This is a genomic window from Microcystis aeruginosa NIES-843 (assembly GCF_000010625.1).
GTDB classification, from domain to species: Bacteria; Cyanobacteriota; Cyanobacteriia; order Cyanobacteriales; family Microcystaceae; genus Microcystis; species Microcystis aeruginosa.
This window is the reverse complement of the sequence record NC_010296.1, coordinates 3,080,411-3,099,314: the sequence shown is the minus strand read 5'-3', so window position 1 is coordinate 3,099,314 and position 18,904 is coordinate 3,080,411. Positions and strand designations below refer to the sequence as shown.

The window sequence follows — 18,904 nt, the reverse complement described above, 5'->3', positions numbered from 1 at the left end:
CTCATCATCAATTAGACCTTGAAAAAAGAACAAATTTAAAATGCGTATTTTTAGGTTAATTAGTTGATAAAGTCTCAATTTTAAGTAGAGAATGAAGTCAAAAGCTTGCTATAATTTAATCATTAAAACTATTTAAAGTATGTCAAGTTTATGACTCCTAGTTCAGACCAGTCTCGACTCAATCAATTAAATTTTGGAAACCTCAATGGAAGACAAGTAATCGCTAATTTTGAGGGAGGAAAAATCACCTCAGATGCAGGAATTATTTTGATGGCAGAGTTAGACCAAAAGCTAAAAATAACGGCTCGGTTTGCCGAATGTTTTCGAGATTATCGAAATTCATCCTATCTAGATTATTCAGTTCATGAACTACTCGCACAAAGAGTTTATGGGATAGTTTTGGGATATGAGGATGTCAATGATCATGATAAATTACGTCATGCTCCAGCTTTAGCAATAGCATTGAAAAAACTAAATTTTATTGACTCAGCCCAAGCAAATTTAGCGGGAAAAAGTACAATTAATCGACTAGAATATTGTCCGGAAACAGTCATCAATCAAGAGAACAGTCGTTACCATAAAATCGAGCCTAACCCCAAAGAAATTGAAAAAGCTTTTGTGGACATCTTTCTAGAATCCTACAAAAAGCCACCGAAACCAATTATTTTAGACATGGATGTCACCGATGACCAAGTGCATGGAAATCAAGAGGGAGCGTTTTTCAATACTTATTATAAAGGAGTGTGTTATGCTCCTTTGTATATTTTCTGTGAGCATCATTTATTAGTAGCTAAACTCCGGTCTTCTCATGTAGATACTGCTGGGGGAGCATTAGAAGAATTGCAGCGAATAATCGGTATAATTCGAGAAAAATGGTCAGATACGCAGATATTAGTACGAGGAGATAGTGCCTATTCCCGTGAAGATATCATGAAATTTTGCGAAAGTCAAGCAGGAGTTGATTATGTTTTAGCAATGGCAACGAATAGTCAATTAAAATTACGAGCGACCGATGTAATTGAGAAAGCTAAGGCAGATTACGAGCAAAGACTTCAGCCAGTTACTGAATTAATGGAGACGTTATTTTCTCCCGATGAAGAGTTAGGAGAATTGGCGAAATTGGTACCAGAATCGACTTGGTATCGTTCCCTATGTTATCAAACCCAAAAATCCTGGAGCCGTTCAAGAAGAGTGGTGACAAAAGTTTGTCCTGGTAGTGAGGGCGTAAAAATTCGCCACGTTGTGACTTCTTTACCTGCATCAAAGATTCCCCCATCTAAACTTTACACTGAAAAATATTGCCCCAGAGGTGAGAGGTCAAATCGAATTAAAGAGCAACAATTAGACTTATTTGCTGACCGGAATTCGACACAGACATTTGAGAGTAATCAATTAAGACTTTGGTTGTCATCAATGGCTTATGTTTTAATGCAAGCTTTTCGTCAAAATTGTTTGGCTAAAACTTCTTTTGCCAAAGCGACAGTGGGAACAATTCGCCTTAATTTCCTTAAATTAGGAGCTAGAATTACTGTTAGTGTCAGAAGAATTTTAATCGCAATTGCCAGTTCTTGTCCCTATCAAGATATTTTAGCGATAGCTTACTCTAGAATTCAAGCGATAGCGGGAACTGGATAAGTTGAAGAGTTTTCAAAGATCATTAAATAGTCTTAAAAATGGCTGCTTATAAATTCAGCTAACTTTGTCGTGAACATTTTCCCTAATTGACGGAATTTTTCCAGTAATTCAGGAATTTTTTGATTAGTTTAGTCAGATTATTCCTTGATAACTAAGCGGGTTTCTCTTATTTTTGAAAAACACCAACTTTTAACCTCCAAATTAGGTTCTTAATTCAGTTTGTGAGAAATGCGGGTCAAGACCCCCCTAGCGGCCACCGAGAAAACCTTCACCAGCTAGGTATTTTTACTCAAGTCTCTGGAGGGGGACAGCTTACACCATTTTTCTTTATTCGCGTCACAACGAACACCGGCTTGGCAAGCATTCGAGCGTGGATGTCTGTCATGGATTTAGAAATTTGGTATTATGTGACAGTTGAGGGTGCGGAATGTGGGTTAAAAGCCTTAGAAACCTCTCACTTGAAAGCTAATCGGCAGTTTGCCCAACAAGTTTTCCCGATTCTACACAGTGCTAGACAGGCTCACCGAAATTTTCATGCAGGCCTACTGGGACTTAAACAAATTTCAAGCCCAAACAAAGCCTAAACTGGCTTTGTAAGCGGCAAACACATCCCGATTCTCGGTCAGCCACTCAAAGAAACGGAAAGACATCGCTGTCCGAAAAGCTTCCAAGGCTTCCACAAAAGTGCAGTATTGTCGAGTAGAACAGAAGTATCGTGAAAGTTAACGGTAACGGACAAGCCAAAATCCTCTCTCAAGCCGAACTAGATCGTCTGTTCGCTGGGTTCGATAACGATCGGGATAGATGTCTGTTTGGCATCTGTTTCCATACCAGCTGCAGGATATCGGAGGCGCTGCAGTTGACCGTCAACGATGTGGGGACGGCGATCACCTTCAGGAAGTCCACCACCAAAGGCAAGAAGGGAACCCGTTCTATCCCCGTCAATCCTGCCCTGCGGAAAATCCTCGACCTTTACCTGCAAGAATTTCAACCCGATAGTTACCTTTTTCCTTCCTTCCACAACGCGAGGGAAAAAGGACACCTGCATCGATCAAGTGCCGACCTGATCCTAAGAAACGCTTGCGAACGGGCGGGACTCAAAGGAGTTTCGACCCACAGCTTCCGTAGGTCGGCTTTGACCATGATGAGCAACCGGGGTGTGCCGCTCCGGGTGATCCAAAAAATAAGTGGTCACAGTAGTCTGGAAGTCCTGCAAAGATACCTAGAGGTCAGCGATGAACAGATCGGGGATGCTGTTAACGTGCTGGGGCAATAAAGGGGTAGTATTCTGAGTCTGTGGATAAGACAAGTCATAATGAGTAGACGACTACCTTGCAGAAATGCAGTCCACAGGTCTAGAGCATTACCAGTCGCGGTCACAAAAAAAGAACTCTATCAGGTACAGTTAACCCGTTTTCTCTAATATCTTATGAAAATTCCCCGCACGTTTCTCTTGTTTCCCACATTCCGCACCCTAGTCGTTGAAATCAAAAGTTGCTCTAGCCCTTGTATAGTAAGACTTTTAGCGATTACTAAGAATTATGAAGTGTCACACTCTAGTCAGCGATCGCCAGCTTAATGAGAGTTGATCTCAATAATTTGGTATCAGAGCTATCAGATTTTTAGGGCTAATTGTGCGTCTGCTGGGCAAACAAATTAGCCTGTAATTCAGAGCCGGCAATCGTTTTGACGATTTAGATAAAATTTTCAATGTGACAGTTGAGGGTGCGGAATGTGGGATACAGATTGCTTATCATTCTCATTAATAAAACGAGATGTAAAGAAACTTTAAATAATGTTAAGATCGTTGTAGTCCCACTTATGAGAGATATGACAGCAGGCGTGTTTGGTAGCTTACCTTTTCCCAATCAGAGCGGCGATCAACTCATCAGTAAGGCGGTGAGTGCTGCGATCGCTGCATTATTCAAACGGACAGGCAAGCTGAAAGCGACTGTCCGCGCCGAACCCGTGGCCAAATTACTGCAAGGCAGTATCGACGGTTTTGACTTTATCGGTCAGTCGATGCTCATGTACAATGGCCTACGCATCGAAGCCATGGAATTGTATGTGCAAGCGGTGGCGATCGATTTTAGTGCCATTTTTACCGGACAGGTGAAACTCCGTCAACCGACGCGGGCCACTTTGCGGGTAGTTTTAACGGAAGAAGACTTAACCACCTCTTTTAATACACCTTTTATTGTCGAAAAACTGCAAAGATTAGAGTACGAAGGTAAATCAATTCACTGTCAGAATACGGAATTAATTCTCAATGACGATAAAACTTTAACTCTGAAAAGTCTCATCAAATTGGGAGAAGAAGAACCAATTCTTCTAGAAATGACCACTGCTGTGGTTGTGGAAGAACGGCGAAAAATTCAATTTGTTGAGGTGGTTTATCAAGGGGACGAAAGATCGAAAGCTTTAGGAGAGGCTTTAATCAGCCACGTTAACAACCTCATGGATTTAGATAAATTTGCTCTCGATGGTACTCAATTAAGGGTCGATCGACTACGTTTAAAAGATAAACAGATTATCTTTTATGGTATCGCCGATATCGAGCGTTTTCCCCAAAGAAAATAGACAGGGTTTTTGGCTTTTAATCGTGCTTGTGGTGACAGGGAGGCACGGGATCGTAACCTCCGGGGTGAAAGGGATGACAACGGAGAATGCGCTTAATTGCCAACCAAGAACCCCGCAGCACACCAAAGCGATCGATCGCTTCCATGGCATACTGGGAACAGGTGGGTTGAAAACGACAGGAAGGGGGAAATAGCGGCGAAATAAACCGTCGATATCCCTCAATTAAGCCAATAAAAATTCCTTTCATCAATGTCACCTCGATCGCCTAAACTAAATAGATAGTCAATTTTCGCTTTTGCCACGTGGAACTATCCCACTCTCTCCTATTTTCGATCGGTTTAGTCGCCTGTTACCTAGCTGTTCTGATTCTGATCGCTGAAAAATTAAAAAGTCTTTTCAGTACCGATGGCGAAATTACCCGCAAAGTTGTCCACATTGGCACAGGAAACGTCATCCTTTTTGCCTGGTGGTTAAATATCCCCGCTTGGGTGGGAATAATCGCGGCGATCCTAGCGGCAACTATCGCTATCCTATCCTATTTTTTCCCCATTTTACCCAGTCTTAATAGTGTCGGTCGCCGCAGTTGGGGAACTTTTTTTTATGCTGTTAGTATCGGTGTTCTCGTGGCTTATTTTTGGCCAATTTCTCACCCCGAATATGCGGCAATGGGTATTTTAATTATGGCTTTGGGAGACGGATTAGCAGCCCTAGTGGGACAAAATTTTGGTCAACATCCCTACAAAATTTTCGGCAGTGGCAAAAGTCTGGAAGGTTCCCTGACTATGTTAGTAATCAGCTTTTTAGTCAGCTTGATTATTTTATCTTTTATTAATGGCATTAATCCGCCAATTATTTTAGTATCTTTATTGACAGCGATCGGAGCCACTATTCTAGAAACTTTCTCGAAACTGGGTATAGATAATCTCACTGTACCCGTTGGTAGTGCCGCCATTGCCTATTTTCTTACTCAAATTTTCATCTCAAGCTAGGCTATCCCAGCTTATTCACAAGGGCCGAATCTAAAACCTCATTGGTTAAGCTAAGTAGGGAGGCACAATTATTTGTTAGGATGGGTTAGTGGTAGCGTAACATGAGCGGGTGTTGGGTTTCATGCTTCAACCCAACCTACGTTCTATGTTAGCAATCAGCTTTTTAGTCAGCTGTACCGATAACTGATAACTGATAACTGATAACTGATAACTGATAACTGATAACTGATAACTGATAACTGATATGACTTTTACGATCACTCAAAACCAAAATCAATATCTTACCTATTGTCTCAAGGATGAAGAAGCTGACGCTTATCTGGAAGTGGTTCCCGCTAGAGGAGGAATCATCACCCGTTGGCAAATTTGCGGAGAAGATATTTTATATCTGGACAGAGAAAGATTTAAAGATCCTAACCTCAGCGTGCGCGGAGGAGTCCCGATTTTATTCCCTATCTGTGGCAACTTACCCGATAATAGCTATCAACACCAAGGCCGAAACTACACCCTCAAACAACACGGATTTGCTCGTGATTTACCCTGGCAAGTGAGCAAACAAAGCACCGAAACCGCCGCTAGTTTAACCCTAGAATTAAACAGTAATCCGGCCACTCGTCAAGTCTATCCCTTTGATTTTCAATTAATCTTTACCTATCAACTGCAAGGAAACAGCCTCAAAATTCACCAAAAAGTGATTAATCTTTCTCCCGAAAGAATGCCCTTTTCTATCGGGTTCCATCCCTATTTTCAAGTCACCGATAAAACCCGATTATCCTTTGATATTCCCTCCTCCCAATACCTCGACCAACGAACGAAGACCCTCCATTCCTACTCCGGCAACTTTGACTTTAATCTCGAAGAAATTGATGCCGCTTTTCCGCAAATTACGCGCCATCAAAGTAGTTTTAGTGATTCCTATCATCAGCGTCAAATTATCCTCGGTTACGACGATCTCTATACAACTATAGTTTTTTGGACCCTGAAAGATAAAAATTATATCTGTCTCGAACCCTGGAGCGCCCCCCGCAACGCCCTCAACACAGGCGAACATTTGACCTACCTAGAACCCCAGAGTAGCCGCGAGGCGATCGTGGAAATGCGAGTCAATCAAATTTAAATTACCCCTTGACTTAGCCCAGATAAGATGTTATGTTAATAAATCGTGTGCAGAACACGAAACGGGTCGCTAGCTCAGCGGTAGAGCACTCGGCTTTTAACCGATTGGTCTTGGGTTCGAATCCCAGGCGACCCATAAAAACTTACTAATACAGAAAGATTGACTTGTCTTCCCCTGTTTACGGATTAGCCTTACATACCAGCAGTCCCCAACTAGGACTGGCCCTCTCTAATTTCAGGGATGATAGCCGTCAACAAACTTGGGACTTAGACAGGGATTTATCGAACCTATTCCACCCCTATCTAAAACAGTTCCTAGCCCCGCAAAAATGGGCAGATTTAGCCTTTCTAGCCACCGCTAAGGGGCCGGGTAGCTTTACCAGTACCCGCATCGGTATAGTCACCGGTAGAACCCTAGCACAACAATTACAGCTACCGATTTTTACCGTCTCCAGTTTAGCGGCCTTTGCTTGGTTACAACGGGATTTTTACCCCCTCGATACCTATCTAGCCCTAGAAATGCCCGCAACTAGGGGACAATTGTATGTGGGCATCTATCGGGGTAATCGGGTTTATTTAGCTGATAGCCTGATGACTCCGGAACAATGGCAGCAGACTTTAGAAAACTTAACTATTTCCTATCAAAGATTAGCCACACCCAGTTTTTTAGGCATAAATGCCACTGATATCCTCGATTTAGCCTATTTGGACTGGCAAACGGGAAAACGCCCCCATTGGTCGGAGGCGCTCCCATTTTACGGGATGTGATTAAGTTGAACGGCTCATTTACCGGAGTGATAACATGGTTTAGTATAAGCTCGATCAATATGGAATCAAGACTCGTGTTATCTACTCTCCTAGCCGATTTCAAAATCATTTTTGAACGTGACCCCGCTGCCCGCAACTGGTTAGAGGTACTGTTTTGTTATCCTGGATTACAGGCTTTACTGTGCCATCGCTTCGCCCATTGGCTATATCAGATCGGGATTCCCTTTATTCCCCGTTTAATTTCCCATCTTGCCCGTTTTCTGACTGGTATCGAAATTCACCCCGGCGCCCAAATTGGTCAGGGTGTTTTTATCGACCATGGCATGGGAGTTGTCATCGGAGAAACGGCCATTGTCGGTGATTATGCCCTCATCTATCAGGGAGTTACTTTAGGAGGGACGGGGAAAGAAAGCGGTAAACGTCACCCGACTCTAGGGGAAAATGTGGTCGTCGGCGCTGGGGCCAAGGTTTTAGGTAATATTTATCTGGGTAATAACGTTCGCGTCGGTGCTGGTTCTGTGGTCCTGCGCGATATTCCCGCCGATTGTACCGTTGTTGGTGTACCCGGTCGTTTAATCTATCGCGCTGGGACGCGGGTGGAACCCCTCGAACACGGTGATTTACCCGACTCGGAAGCGGTGGCTATTCGCGCTTTGGTGGACCGCATCGAACAACTGGAAAAACAAGTGTACGAATTGCGGCTAGAACGGTCAAAAGAACCAGATTATCGGATTAATTGCCCAGTTTTAGCCCATTTAGAAGAAGAAGCGAGTCATGGCTGTTGCCCTGCGGCCGAACGAGATATGCGCGAGTTTCTCGAACGGGCGGTTTAACTCCGATAATCTTCTGATATGATAGAAGACTGGTTTTCTAAGTAAGTGGTTTTAATTAAATAGAAGATAGATTTTGCCTTCGATCCCCCCTTAATCCCCCCTTAATAAGGGGGTATCTGACAATTTTTAACACCTACCTACTTAGTAGCTGAAACCCATTCGTCAAAGCTATGATTGTTAAGGACTACTTGGCACCGTCCGATGGCTCAAACTGACTCGATCCGTATCCGTGGCGCCCGACAACACAATCTCAAAAATGTTGATCTCGAATTACCCCGCAATCAGTTGATTGTTTTTACGGGAGTTTCGGGATCGGGCAAATCTTCCCTCGCTTTCGACACTATTTTTGCGGAGGGACAGCGCCGCTATGTGGAGTCCCTCAGCGCCTACGCGCGCCAATTTTTGGGACAATTAGATAAACCCGATGTGGATGCGATCGAGGGTTTAAGTCCGGCTATTTCCATCGACCAAAAATCCACTTCCCACAATCCCCGCTCTAGTGTGGGAACTGTAACGGAAATTTACGATTACTTGCGTTTATTGTTCGGTCGTGCCGGTGAACCCCATTGTCCCCATTGCGATCGCAATATTGCCCCCCAAACCATCGATCAAATGTGCGATCGAGTGATGGAATTGGCCGAGAAAACCCGTTTTCAAATCTTAGCCCCAGTAATTCGCGGCAAAAAAGGCACTCATAAGCAATTAATCTCTAGTTTGGCCTCCCAAGGCTTTGCCCGGGTGCGGATTGACGGCAAGGTAGTAGAATTATCCGAGGGCATCGAGTTAGATAAAAAACATCTTCATGATCTTGAAATTGTTATTGATCGCCTGATCAAAAAAGAGGGTTTACAGGAAAGATTAGTAGATTCTTTAACCACTTGTTTAAAGCATTCCGATGGTGTAGCGATTGTGGAAATTCTCGATGAGAATAACGAAGATAATCCCGAAGTTACCAAAGAAATTGTCTTTTCCGAGAAATTTGCCTGTCCCGAACACGGGGCAGTTATGGAGGAATTATCCCCCCGTTTATTCTCTTTTAATTCTCCCTATGGTGCTTGTCCCAACTGTCACGGATTGGGCAGTTTACGGAAATTTTCGGCAGATTTAGTCATTCCAGACCCGAAACAACCGGTTTATTCTGCTATTGCCCCCTGGTCAGATAAGGATAACTCCTACTATCTTTCTCTCCTCTACGGTTTAGGGCAAGCTTTAGGTTTTGAAATTCAAACCCCTTGGCAGAAACTAACAAAAACCCAGCAAGATATCATTCTCTATGGGAGTAAAGAACCGATCTATTTTGAAGATGATTACCGTTATGATACTGGTCGCGGTTACTATCGAGAATTTGCGGGAGTTATCAATATCTTAGATAGGAATTATCAAGAAACCACCTCGGAAGTTATTAAACAAAGACTAGAGAAATATATTGTTAACCAAACCTGCGAAGTTTGTCACGGAAAAAGATTAAAACCGGAAGCTTTATCGGTACGTTTAGGACAATATACAATCACGGATTTTACCGGAGTTACCATTCGGGATTGTTTGCAGAGAATTAATGATTGTCATTTAACCCCAAGACAAGCATTAATTGGGGAATTAGCCCTCAAAGAAATCAAAGCGAGACTACAATTTTTAATCGATGTGGGATTAGATTATCTTACCCTCGATCGACCGGCGATGACTTTATCCGGGGGAGAATCCCAACGAATTCGATTAGCCACTCAAATCGGTTCGGGATTAACAGGAGTATTATACGTTCTCGATGAACCTAGCATCGGATTACACCAAAGAGATAATAGTAAACTGTTAGAAACCCTGCAAAGATTGCGAGATTTAGGTAATACTTTAATTGTCGTCGAACACGATGAAGAAACGATTCGGGCAGCCGATTATGTGGTCGATATCGGTCCAAAAGCGGGGATTCATGGCGGAGAAATCATCTGTCAAGGCAGTTTTAAAACCCTTTTAAAGTCCAAAAAATCGATAACAGGGGCATATTTATCGGGACGCAAAGTTATTGAAACTCCTCCCCAAAGAAGGGAAGGGAATGGTAATGCTTTAGTTTTAAAAAATTGCCATCAAAATAACCTAAGAAATATTGATGTAACGATTCCTTTAGGAAAATTAGTCTCGATTACGGGGGTATCTGGTTCAGGCAAATCCACCTTAATTAATGAGTTATTATATCCAGCTTTACAACATCATTTAACCCGTTTAACTCCCTTCCCCAAAGAATTAGAGAAAGTGGAAGGATTGGACGCGGTTGATAAAGTAATTGTCATCGACCAATCACCGATAGGACGCACTCCTCGGTCAAATCCTGCCACCTATACGGGGGTTTTTGACATTATTCGCGAGATTTTCACCGAAACCATCGAAGCAAAAGCTAGAGGTTACAAAGCGGGGCAGTTTTCTTTTAATGTTAAAGGAGGACGCTGTGAAGCTTGCCTAGGCCAAGGAGTAAACGTCATCGAGATGAATTTTCTCCCCGATGTCTATGTGCAGTGTGATGTGTGTAAAGGGGCGCGTTACAATCGGGAAACCCTACAGGTTAAGTATAAAGGGTATTCGATCGCCGATGTCTTAGATATGACGATCGAGGAAGCATTAAAGGTCTTTGAAAATGTCCCCCGGGCCACCACCAGATTACAAACTCTCGTGGATGTGGGTTTAGGATACTGTAAACTCGGTCAAAGCGCGCCCACTTTATCCGGTGGGGAAGCGCAAAGGGTGAAATTAGCGGCCGAATTATCCCGACGGGCCACGGGAAAAACCCTATATTTGATCGATGAACCGACTACGGGATTATCTTTTTATGATGTGCATCATCTCTTAGATGTGTTACAAAGATTGGTCGATAAAGGTAATTCGATTATCGTCATCGAACATAATCTCGACGTGATTCGCTGTAGCGATTGGATTATTGATTTGGGACCGGAAGGAGGGGACAAGGGAGGAGAATTAATCGCGGTGGGAACACCGGAAACCGTGGCTAAATGTGAACAATCCTACACCGGTCATTATCTTGCCCAAGCATTACTTCAATATCCCCCAAAAAAGCAGGATAATATTAGGGAATAACACAGAGATAATAAAGCCAATGATCAAGATTAGTATTTAACTCTTGTTCGCTGTTAATTTCCTGACCGGTTTTCCAAGAATAAATTTTAATATCTTGAAAGTAAGACCTTAACTGTCTTAATTGTTCTTTGGGAGTGGCGTAATAATTTCGGAGACGAAAATTATGGGGTTCATCCCGAATAATTGCATAGTCAGCAGTCAATAACTGTTCGTAGCTAAGAGAGGGATTACAGGCACGCAAAATCGCCCAGATGACTAAATTGACATAGCTACTAAAAGGATTGAAACTAATCTTTTTTTTCCAATCGAATTCTGGGATAATTCCCTGAAGATTATGACTAGAAAAGCAAAAATAACCACCCGCTTTACCGATGCGGCTAATTTCCTCTAAAACTAGGAAACGGTCAGCAGGGGAAATATAATCAATGCCATTAAAACTAAAGAGAATAAAATCAAAATAATTATCCGCAAATTGTTCTAGATTTCTAGCATCGGCCACTTGCCAGACTAAATGGGGGAATTTTTGACGACAAGCGGCGATCATTTCCGTAGAATAATCAACACCGATATATTCTCCCACAAGAGGGGCAAAATACTTCGTAGTCCGTCCCGCACCTACCCCTAAATCAAGCATTTTCATCGTTGATAAATGCTCTTGCAGCAGGGTTAAAATTGTCTTTTCTGCTGGCTGTAGTGCGGTTAATTGGGCATAATAACCGACAATACTAGGGTCTCTATAGGTTTGCTGATTTTTGTCCTTAATCATTCTTGAGCGCTCTTTCCTCATAATCTGGCTGTTTTTCTCTTACTAATAATTCACCTTCCCAACCGCCAATTACTTCTTCAAAAAAGCCTTCTTGCCATTGGCTAAATGTAGTTTTTTCTTCTTTTTCTTTTAGAGATATTGGCTGATCAACTAAGGTGACTTCTAAATCTGTGTTTTTAAGTTCATGCGGTAAAGATATTTGTAATGTTCCATCTTCTCCTACACGGGTTTTAAAACTAATTGTTTTCATGGTTTCGGCTAAGGTTACTACTATCATAAGGATAGTGTAATATGTCCTCGTCCGACAAGGTGCGTCCCTTGCGATCTTTTAACCATAAAGACATCTTCACCCCAAACAGGTTCGACATCGCAGAAATCACCATCCGATGAGAATGGTGATACATCCCACTCAAGACACCGTTACGCCGCTTTCTTCTCTTCGAGATCGAACTCACGATGTTGCATAACCACGAGAAACTTGATATATTGGCAGTTGATAAATATTATTGAAAATTTACTGGCGGCATAAATATGTTATCAACTGATGTCAGACAAAAATCGATGATTAAGAGAATTGAGCAAGTTGTTTCTATTTTAATGGAAGACCGTCCTTTCTTTAAAGAGGAACTTAATTATTCAGAAATAGTGAAACATTTGGTTGAATTATTTGAAAAAAATTTACCTTTTGAGGAATTTAACACTATGTCAGAGGCAGAACTGAAAGAGCATTGTAGCTTTATTATGTCCACAGAAATCCTGTCAAAAATTGGCGGCGATTTTACTCCTGAACAAATGGTTATTTTCGATGAAGCAATTAAGCGTAAATAGGTAATTATCAGTTATTCGCTAGATACTAATTAAGCGTGATCTTAAAGTTTATCAAAAAATTGAAGATGTCAAAGCTCAAAGAAAAAGTATCTTTATCAGTTGCATTACTTATTTTGAAATTAAGAGGGGATTGTTGGCAGTTGCTGCACCTAAACAAAGAGAAAGATTTAACAAACTTTCTCAGGATTATCAAATTATTTTATTAGATGATTTAGCTATTTTAGAAAAAGCAGCCGAAATTCATGCTGATCTTAGATTAAGAGGATTACCCATACAAACAGAAGATATTTTAATTGCTGCTACTGCTATAGTTAAAAGTTTAATTGTTGTTTCTAATGACGGTGATTTATTGAGGGTTGAAGGATTAAGTTTAGAGAATTGGGTAGAGTTATAAATTAAACCCAATCTTTAATTCATCCGACATATTTTAACAGCTTGAGTCAGTAAAGGGGGGCGTTAACATAGTGTAACGCACCCTACAAGATCGGCGTACTGCTACGCAGTGCCTTCGGCATCGCACTGTAAAGATGGGCGGTGATTTTTCCCTCTCACTATCAAAATTAGGAGAAAGTGGCTTAATATATATTAGGGAGCTTATTTCCTATTAAAAACCGCCAACAACCCAATGAAAACTTTAAATCAGAATTCCTGGCAAGTAGAGGGAGGAGAAACCCTGCCCCTACTTTACGAAATTGATCAACATCTTTGGTTAGAGGAAACAATAAAAATCCTCAAGGAAAATCGCTTAGATGAATTAGATGTAATCCATTTAATTGAGGAATTAGAAAGCTTGAGTAAAAGAGATAAAAACCGAGTCAGTAGCTTACTTGAACAAGTGATCAGGCATTTATTACTTTTACAATATTGGACAACAGAAGCAGAAATAAAAGGGAATCATTGGCGAGCGGAAATTATCAGTTTTCGCACGCAATTAAGAAAATGTTTAACGACGAATTTACAGAATTATTTGGCTGAGGAATTACCGATAATCTATCAGGATGCTTTCGATTATGTTCAACAAAAAACTGGTTTTTCTGGCGATTTTCCCTCAGAATGTCCTTACAGTTTAGAGCAACTATTAGATAAAAATTGGTTCAACTGTGAAGATTAGACATTAAAAATGATAGAATTATCGAGGAAAGCCGTTCTAAAACGATGGGTTTTTTAACCGAAATTTGCGATAATAAGATGCGCTTAAATTATCCACTGGGCATCAATGCAGATTTTTAGCTCTTTTGTCTCATCTACGGCGACTTTTGCCGAATTATCCCTACAAGCAGCCAAGGCCCCTGTTGATACCCTCACCGGTTGGTCATTAGAGGATCGCGATCCGCAAGTGATCGAAAAATTTGTCCCCCTTCTGGATTGGTTTTATCACCATTATTTTCGCGTCAAAACCGATGGTTGGGAAAATATTCCCCCCTCAGGACAAGTATTATTCATCGGCTCCCATAACGGCGGTTTAGCGGCTCCCGATATGTTTATGATGATGTATGATTGGTTTCAACGCTTTGGCAGCGATCGCTTAGTCTATGGTTTGATGGATTCGCGAGTCTGGCAAGTTTTTCCATCCCAAGCGCATCTAGTGGCCCAAATGGGGGCCATTCATGCTCATCCGAAAATGGCGATCGCTGCTTTAAATAGTGGCGCTAGTGTCCTCATTTATCCGGGAGGTGCTACCGATGTTTTCCGTCCCCACAGTTTAAGAAATAAAATTTATTTTGCCGGTAATCAAGCTTTTGTTAAACTAGCTTTACAGTACGAAGTGCCGATTATTCCCGCCATTTCCCACGGCGCTCACTCGACTCTGTTTGTCCTCGACGATATTTATCCTCAATTAAAAGAATTGCATAAACAGGGTATGCCTTGGCCTTTCGGTATTGACCCCGGTACCTGTCCCATCTATTTCGGTTTACCCTGGGGACTAGCTATCGGTCCCTTGCCGAATATTCCCTTACCCGTACCGATACAGACGCGGGTTTGTCCCCCAATTATTTTTGAACGTTACGGCAAAAAAGCAGCCCGGGACCGCCGTTATGTACGCGAATGTTATGAGAAAGTCTGTTATTTGATGCAGCAGCAACTCGATCAATTAGTGGCAGCCAATTCTCCCTGATACTATAGAGGAAAGTGGGGACAGAGCGATTGCGCTTGAGGATTGCTGCGGTCAGATTGGCCCGCTTGTGAGATAATGAAGTGTTTTGAGCAAAGTTATCAGTACAAAGTTTTCTCTTGAGATTTGACGATTATTTGGGGAATGCAGAAAATTATGAAACTATTACCCGCAGAATGCCAGCATTTACAAGACAAAGTAGCCATAGTAACTGGGGCCTCGCGAGGGATCGGTAAAGCGATCGCCTTGGAATTAGCCAGCCAGGGTGCTACTGTAGTGGTGAACTATGCTAAATCTAGCAGTGCTGCCGATGCCGTTGTCGAAGAAATTACCGCGGCCGGGGGAAAGGCAATAGCTCTACAAGCAGATGTGGCTAAAAGCGAAGAAGTGGATAATTTAGTGGACAGTACCAAGGAAAAATTCGGTCATATTGATGTCTTAGTTAATAATGCCGGTATTACCCGGGATACCCTGATGTTAAGAATGAAATTAGAAGACTGGCAAGCGGTCATCGATCTCAATTTAACCGGAGTTTTTCTCTGCACTCGCGCCGTCAGTAAATTGATGTTAAAACAGAAAAGCGGCCGCATAATTAACATCACTTCTGTATCCGGTTTGATGGGTAATCCGGGTCAATCTAATTACAGCGCCGCTAAAGCTGGTGTTATCGGTTTAACGAAAACTTTAGCCAAAGAATTTGCCAGTCGAGGCATCACTGTTAATGCCGTGGCCCCCGGCTTTATTGAAACCGATATGACTCATGACCTCAAAGCAGATGAAATTCTCAAATATATCCCCCTCTCCCGTTACGGAAAACCGGAAGAAGTCGCCGGAATGGTGCGTTTTTTAGCCGCCGATCCCGCCGCTATTTATATCAGTGGTCAAGTCTTTAACGTCGATGGTGGCATGGTTATGGCTTAATTCAGTTATCAGTTATCAGTTATCAGTTATCAGTCATCAGTGATTAGTTATCAGTGATTAGTTATCAGATTAAAGTTTTAAGTTTTAAGCTTTAAATGATATTATTCACCGCTCAGTCTTCACTCTTCACTCTTCACTAATTACTGTTTACTGTTTACTGTTTACTGATTACTGTTCACTGATTACTGTTCACTGATTACTGTTCACTGATTACTGTTTACTGATTACTGAAAATGACTTACTGTTTAGGAATTATCAATCGTTTTGGCATTGTTATGGGGGCGGATTCTCGCACGAATGCGGGAGTCGATTATATCTCGGCCTATCGGAAATTATTTGACTTTTCGGTATCGGGAGAAAGAGTAATTATGGTCTGTACATCGGGGAATTTATCGATTAGCCAAGGAGTGATTCACGAACTAAAAAGAGATCTGCACAATCAAGAGGATAAAAATCTCCATTCTCTGACTCATCTCTACGATATCGCCCACTATATCGGTGATAAAAGTCGTCAAGTACAAGCTAGGGAAAGAACTTGGCTAGAAAAAGATAATATTGATTTTAAATGTAAGTTTATTCTTGGGGGACAAATTAAAGGAGAAGAGCCGCAATTATTCCTGATTTATCCCCAGGGAAATCATATTCAAGCCACCAAAGAAACGCCCTTTTTACAGATAGGTGAAACTAAATACGGTAAACCGATTCTCGATCGCACTATTACCTATGATACACCCCTAGAGGAAATGGCTAAATGTGCCTTACTTTCCATCGATTCGACCATGAAATCGAATATTTCTGTCGGACCGCCTATCTATTTGAGTATGTATGAAGCTAATAGCCTAAGCCTACGTCATAAGTTACAATTGCGCCTAGGAGACCCCTACCTAGCCAAAATGCGGAAACTCTGGGAAGATTACGTCCGGCAAGCTTTCGAGGCTATGCCCAATGTGGAATGGCATTATACCGATGAAGATCCCAAAGAAGATATCATAATAGATTAAGTAACTCTTTTTAACTTAACTTGACAATTCGATGATCATTGTTACCTTGATGTTGGCAGGTAGTCTAGCTTGGTTTTTTAGCACCCTTGCTGGTGGGGGCAGCCCCCTGATTCTACTCCCCGTTTTAGGTTGGTTTCTCGATGCTGCCGTCATTCCTCCGGTTTTAACCACGGGGATGCTACTCGGTAACGTCCAACGCATGGGAATGTATTGGCGCGCCATTGACTGGCCCTCGACGGTGTGGTATTTACCCGGGGCAATTATGGGATCTACCCTCGGCGCTTTTGTCTTTGCCCATTTACAATTCAAATGGTTGCCGCTAGTTTTGGGAATTTTTCTGGTTTTCTCCTCGCTTAAACAATTATTTCCCCAAGAAGAAAATCCTTTTTTTGAGATTAAAACTTGGTATTTTATGCCCTCGGGATTTATCTACGCTTTCCTCTCAGGATTAGTCGGTAGTACCGGCCCGATGATGAACCTGTTTTATATCAACTATGGGCTAGTTAAAGAACCAATGGTGGCAACGAAATCCGTTCACATGGTAGTAGTTCATGTGGCCAAATTAATCGCCTACGCAGCCTTTGGAGTTTTACATCTGCCCTTTCTCGGTTACGGTTTATTATTAGGATTAGCGGCCTGGCCGGGCAATTGGTTAGGACAAAAAGTTTTAGAAAAAATGAGTCCCCAACAATTTAAACAAGCAGTGATGTTATTCGTTTCGATGAGTGGCCTATTGATGATCTGGCGAGAACGCGGCATCGTCTTTTAAAATTTTGCTGACAAGGGGACAAATTTTGCTAGAATACTAGATAAAGGTGAATTGTATTAACCCCGTGTAATACAGCGATAACCGTTAAATTTGCTCCTTGATTAACCCCCTAGCTGAAAATGACAGAAACCGCCAATTTTACCCTCGAACAAGGTTTAGAACGCTACCAACAGGGAGAAAGCGCCGCCAGTTTATTGCCGGAATTTAAACAATTAAGCGATCGCACTCCGAAAAATGCCGCCGTTTGGTCTTGTTTGGCTTGGTTATATATGCTCACCGATAAACCGGAATTAGCCCTAAAAGCCGCCCAAAAAGCCGTAAAACTCGATAAAGTTTCCCCGCAAAACCGGATCAATTTGGTTTTGGCTATGTTAGAAACCAAAACCGCCGGAGTCAGAGAACATATCGAACTGGTGCAACAATTAGTTAGTTTAAACAAAGAAGTTCGCCAAGAAGTGGATGAAAATATCGCCGATGGTTTGGCTAGAAAACCCGATTGGAAAAGTTTAGAACGCATCAAAGCTTGGTTAAATGAATAAGAATATGGCATTATCAAAACAGTTATTACTCGGCTTAAAAGCCAATGATTTTCGGCATCCCATCGACCTAGAGGCAACTAATTCCCTTAAACAATTGCCTGGGTTAGATATAGCCGTGAGAAGTTTATTAGGTTCCGTCGCTGAGGAATTCTTTTACTTAAATAATATTGCTGCTAGTGTTTTGGTGGGAGAAAAACAATTACCCGACCTGCATAATCTACTCCTAGAAGCTTGCCGAATTCTCGACTTAGAACCACCTCAATTATACATTCAACAAAACCCCGTTCCTAACGCCTATACCTTCGCCATGCGCGGCAAAAAACCGTTTATGGTGATGCACACTTCCCTAATTGAAATGCTGACTCCCGCAGAAATTCAAGCGGTAATCGCCCACGAATTAGGACATCTCAAATGTGAACACGGCGTTTATCTGACTTTAGCCAATATTATGGTCCTAGCGGCGGGATTACTGCCCAATTGGGGGACAATGTTAGCACGATCCCTACAGGAGAGAATGTTAGCATGGGTGCGCTGCGCCGAGTTTAGCTGCGATCGAGCGGCTTTATTGGCAGTTCAAGACCCAAAAATCGTCATGTCGGTGTTAATGAAGTTAGCCGGAGGTTCCCCCAGTCTCGCACCTTTATTAAATTTAGAGGCTTTTATCGATCAGGCCAAGTCCTACGATGCCGTCAGCGCCTCGGAAATGGGCGAAATGTTAAAGGGTTTGCAAACCCAACAGTTAACCCATCCCCTCCCCGTCCTGCGTGCGCGAGAAATCGATCGTTGGGCCAGTTCCCCCGATTATCACAATTTGTTAAAGAGTCCAAAAATGGGTTATAATGATAAAGCTAATGCCAAGGGCGAATGGCGAAATTGGTAGACGCACCACACTCAAAATGTGGCGAGGCAGCCCCTCATGTCGGTTCGAGTCCGACTCCGCCCATCAAATTACAGTGATTTCTGGC

Annotated in this window: 20 protein-coding genes and 2 tRNA genes; 19 read left to right on the top strand and 3 right to left on the bottom strand. The window is 42.2% G+C overall.

What is annotated here, in order from left to right:
• Positions 1-150: 150 nt before the first annotated feature.
• From MAE_RS14690 to MAE_RS14675, 3 genes are all read left to right on the top strand, one after another.
• Entirely contained in the window at positions 151-1,635 is a 1,485-nt protein-coding gene (locus MAE_RS14690) for an IS1380-like element ISMae9 family transposase (RefSeq protein WP_012264152.1), read from the top strand.
• A gap of 715 nt (positions 1,636-2,350) precedes the next feature.
• Positions 2,351-2,911, top strand: coding sequence for a tyrosine-type recombinase/integrase (locus MAE_RS14680; RefSeq protein WP_012266301.1), 561 nt, complete (start codon positions 2,351-2,353; stop codon positions 2,909-2,911).
• A 545-nt stretch (positions 2,912-3,456) separates the two neighbouring features.
• Positions 3,457-4,215 carry an LmeA family phospholipid-binding protein gene (locus MAE_RS14675; protein WP_002757745.1) on the top strand — a complete coding sequence of 253 codons (759 nt, stop codon included), beginning with the start codon at positions 3,457-3,459 and terminating at the stop codon, positions 4,213-4,215.
• Positions 4,216-4,231: 16 nt separating this feature from the next.
• Here MAE_RS14675 and yidD read toward each other — a convergent pair whose 3' ends face one another.
• Positions 4,232-4,462 (bottom strand): membrane protein insertion efficiency factor YidD, encoded by a 231-nt coding sequence (gene yidD / locus MAE_RS14670; protein ID WP_004162269.1) that lies wholly within the window; start codon positions 4,460-4,462, stop codon positions 4,232-4,234.
• A gap of 55 nt (positions 4,463-4,517) precedes the next feature.
• Here yidD and MAE_RS14665 point away from each other — a divergent pair, with 55 nt between their 5' ends.
• The 6 genes from MAE_RS14665 (at position 4,518) to uvrA (ending at position 11,002) form a co-directional block, all read left to right on the top strand.
• Complete coding sequence (locus MAE_RS14665; RefSeq protein WP_012266299.1) at positions 4,518-5,204, top strand: diacylglycerol/polyprenol kinase family protein; 687 nt, start codon at positions 4,518-4,520, stop codon at positions 5,202-5,204.
• 244 nt (positions 5,205-5,448) lie between these two features.
• Positions 5,449-6,321: an aldose 1-epimerase gene (locus MAE_RS14660; RefSeq protein WP_012266298.1), complete on the top strand. Its 873-nt coding sequence runs from the start codon at positions 5,449-5,451 to the stop codon at positions 6,319-6,321.
• Between the two features lie 63 nt (positions 6,322-6,384).
• A tRNA-Lys gene (locus MAE_RS14655) sits at positions 6,385-6,456 on the top strand.
• Positions 6,457-6,485: 29 nt separating this feature from the next.
• Positions 6,486-7,088 (top strand): tRNA (adenosine(37)-N6)-threonylcarbamoyltransferase complex dimerization subunit type 1 TsaB, encoded by a 603-nt coding sequence (tsaB, locus tag MAE_RS14650; protein ID WP_012266297.1) that lies wholly within the window; start codon positions 6,486-6,488, stop codon positions 7,086-7,088.
• Between the two features lie 59 nt (positions 7,089-7,147).
• Positions 7,148-7,921: a serine O-acetyltransferase gene (gene cysE / locus MAE_RS14645; protein ID WP_002798161.1), complete on the top strand. Its 774-nt coding sequence runs from the start codon at positions 7,148-7,150 to the stop codon at positions 7,919-7,921.
• Positions 7,922-8,122: 201 nt separating this feature from the next.
• The gene (uvrA, locus tag MAE_RS14640) at positions 8,123-11,002 is read left to right on the top strand and encodes an excinuclease ABC subunit UvrA (RefSeq protein ID WP_012266295.1); all 2,880 of its coding nucleotides are present in this window, start codon (positions 8,123-8,125) and stop codon (positions 11,000-11,002) included.
• Here uvrA and MAE_RS14635 read toward each other — a convergent pair.
• Positions 10,992-11,768 carry a class I SAM-dependent methyltransferase gene (locus tag MAE_RS14635; protein WP_041804137.1) on the bottom strand — a complete coding sequence of 259 codons (777 nt, stop codon included), beginning with the start codon at positions 11,766-11,768 and terminating at the stop codon, positions 10,992-10,994. The two genes, uvrA and MAE_RS14635, sit on opposite strands and share 11 nt — an antisense overlap.
• Entirely contained in the window at positions 11,761-12,018 is a 258-nt protein-coding gene (locus tag MAE_RS14630; protein WP_041804785.1) for a hypothetical protein, read from the bottom strand. Before MAE_RS14630 ends, MAE_RS14635 begins: the two co-directional genes overlap by 8 nt.
• A gap of 281 nt (positions 12,019-12,299) precedes the next feature.
• Here MAE_RS14630 and MAE_RS14625 point away from each other — a divergent pair, with 281 nt between their 5' ends.
• The 10 genes from MAE_RS14625 (at position 12,300) to MAE_RS14585 (ending at position 18,882) form a co-directional block, all read left to right on the top strand.
• Positions 12,300-12,596 (top strand): hypothetical protein, encoded by a 297-nt coding sequence (locus MAE_RS14625; protein ID WP_012266292.1) that lies wholly within the window; start codon positions 12,300-12,302, stop codon positions 12,594-12,596.
• Between the two features lie 22 nt (positions 12,597-12,618).
• A complete protein-coding gene (locus MAE_RS14620; protein ID WP_041804136.1) occupies positions 12,619-12,990 on the top strand; it encodes a PIN domain-containing protein in 372 nt (123 codons plus the stop codon).
• A gap of 231 nt (positions 12,991-13,221) precedes the next feature.
• A complete protein-coding gene (locus tag MAE_RS14615) occupies positions 13,222-13,707 on the top strand; it encodes a DUF29 domain-containing protein (RefSeq protein WP_012266290.1) in 486 nt (161 codons plus the stop codon).
• Positions 13,708-13,812: 105 nt separating this feature from the next.
• Positions 13,813-14,712: a lysophospholipid acyltransferase family protein gene (locus MAE_RS14610; protein WP_012266289.1), complete on the top strand. Its 900-nt coding sequence runs from the start codon at positions 13,813-13,815 to the stop codon at positions 14,710-14,712.
• A gap of 141 nt (positions 14,713-14,853) precedes the next feature.
• Positions 14,854-15,630, top strand: coding sequence for a 3-oxoacyl-[acyl-carrier-protein] reductase (gene fabG, locus MAE_RS14605; RefSeq protein ID WP_041804783.1), 777 nt, complete (start codon positions 14,854-14,856; stop codon positions 15,628-15,630).
• Positions 15,631-15,863: 233 nt separating this feature from the next.
• Positions 15,864-16,631: a proteasome-type protease gene (locus MAE_RS14600; protein ID WP_002782847.1), complete on the top strand. Its 768-nt coding sequence runs from the start codon at positions 15,864-15,866 to the stop codon at positions 16,629-16,631.
• A 31-nt stretch (positions 16,632-16,662) separates the two neighbouring features.
• Positions 16,663-17,400, top strand: a complete 738-nt coding sequence (locus tag MAE_RS14595) for a sulfite exporter TauE/SafE family protein (protein WP_002782846.1) — start codon at positions 16,663-16,665, stop codon at positions 17,398-17,400.
• A 119-nt stretch (positions 17,401-17,519) separates the two neighbouring features.
• Entirely contained in the window at positions 17,520-17,939 is a 420-nt protein-coding gene (locus MAE_RS14590) for a tetratricopeptide repeat protein (protein ID WP_002798146.1), read from the top strand.
• Positions 17,932-18,819 carry a M48 family metallopeptidase gene (locus MAE_RS27935; protein ID WP_012266287.1) on the top strand — a complete coding sequence of 296 codons (888 nt, stop codon included), beginning with the start codon at positions 17,932-17,934 and terminating at the stop codon, positions 18,817-18,819. The genes MAE_RS14590 and MAE_RS27935 overlap by 8 nt, the downstream gene beginning before the upstream one ends.
• Positions 18,798-18,882: transfer RNA gene (locus MAE_RS14585), tRNA-Leu, on the top strand. The genes MAE_RS27935 and MAE_RS14585 overlap by 22 nt, the downstream gene beginning before the upstream one ends.
• Positions 18,883-18,904 lie beyond the last annotated feature (22 nt).

Coding starts and splice junctions, on each gene's coding strand:
- MAE_RS14690 (WP_012264152.1), top strand. CDS start 151: ATGACTCCTAGTTCAGACCAGTCTCGACTCAATCAATTAAATTTTGGA.
- MAE_RS14675 (WP_002757745.1), top strand. CDS start 3,457: ATGAGAGATATGACAGCAGGCGTGTTTGGTAGCTTACCTTTTCCCAAT.
- yidD (WP_004162269.1), bottom strand. CDS start 4,462: ATGAAAGGAATTTTTATTGGCTTAATTGAGGGATATCGACGGTTTATT.
- MAE_RS14660 (WP_012266298.1), top strand. CDS start 5,449: ATGACTTTTACGATCACTCAAAACCAAAATCAATATCTTACCTATTGT.
- cysE (WP_002798161.1), top strand. CDS start 7,148: ATGGAATCAAGACTCGTGTTATCTACTCTCCTAGCCGATTTCAAAATC.
- uvrA (WP_012266295.1), top strand. CDS start 8,123: ATGGCTCAAACTGACTCGATCCGTATCCGTGGCGCCCGACAACACAAT.
- MAE_RS14635 (WP_041804137.1), bottom strand. CDS start 11,768: ATGATTAAGGACAAAAATCAGCAAACCTATAGAGACCCTAGTATTGTC.
- MAE_RS14630 (WP_041804785.1), bottom strand. CDS start 12,018: ATGAAAACAATTAGTTTTAAAACCCGTGTAGGAGAAGATGGAACATTA.
- MAE_RS14625 (WP_012266292.1), top strand. CDS start 12,300: ATGTTATCAACTGATGTCAGACAAAAATCGATGATTAAGAGAATTGAG.
- MAE_RS14615 (WP_012266290.1), top strand. CDS start 13,222: ATGAAAACTTTAAATCAGAATTCCTGGCAAGTAGAGGGAGGAGAAACC.
- MAE_RS14610 (WP_012266289.1), top strand. CDS start 13,813: ATGCAGATTTTTAGCTCTTTTGTCTCATCTACGGCGACTTTTGCCGAA.
- fabG (WP_041804783.1), top strand. CDS start 14,854: ATGCAGAAAATTATGAAACTATTACCCGCAGAATGCCAGCATTTACAA.
- MAE_RS14600 (WP_002782847.1), top strand. CDS start 15,864: ATGACTTACTGTTTAGGAATTATCAATCGTTTTGGCATTGTTATGGGG.
- MAE_RS14595 (WP_002782846.1), top strand. CDS start 16,663: ATGATCATTGTTACCTTGATGTTGGCAGGTAGTCTAGCTTGGTTTTTT.
- MAE_RS14590 (WP_002798146.1), top strand. CDS start 17,520: ATGACAGAAACCGCCAATTTTACCCTCGAACAAGGTTTAGAACGCTAC.
- MAE_RS27935 (WP_012266287.1), top strand. CDS start 17,932: ATGAATAAGAATATGGCATTATCAAAACAGTTATTACTCGGCTTAAAA.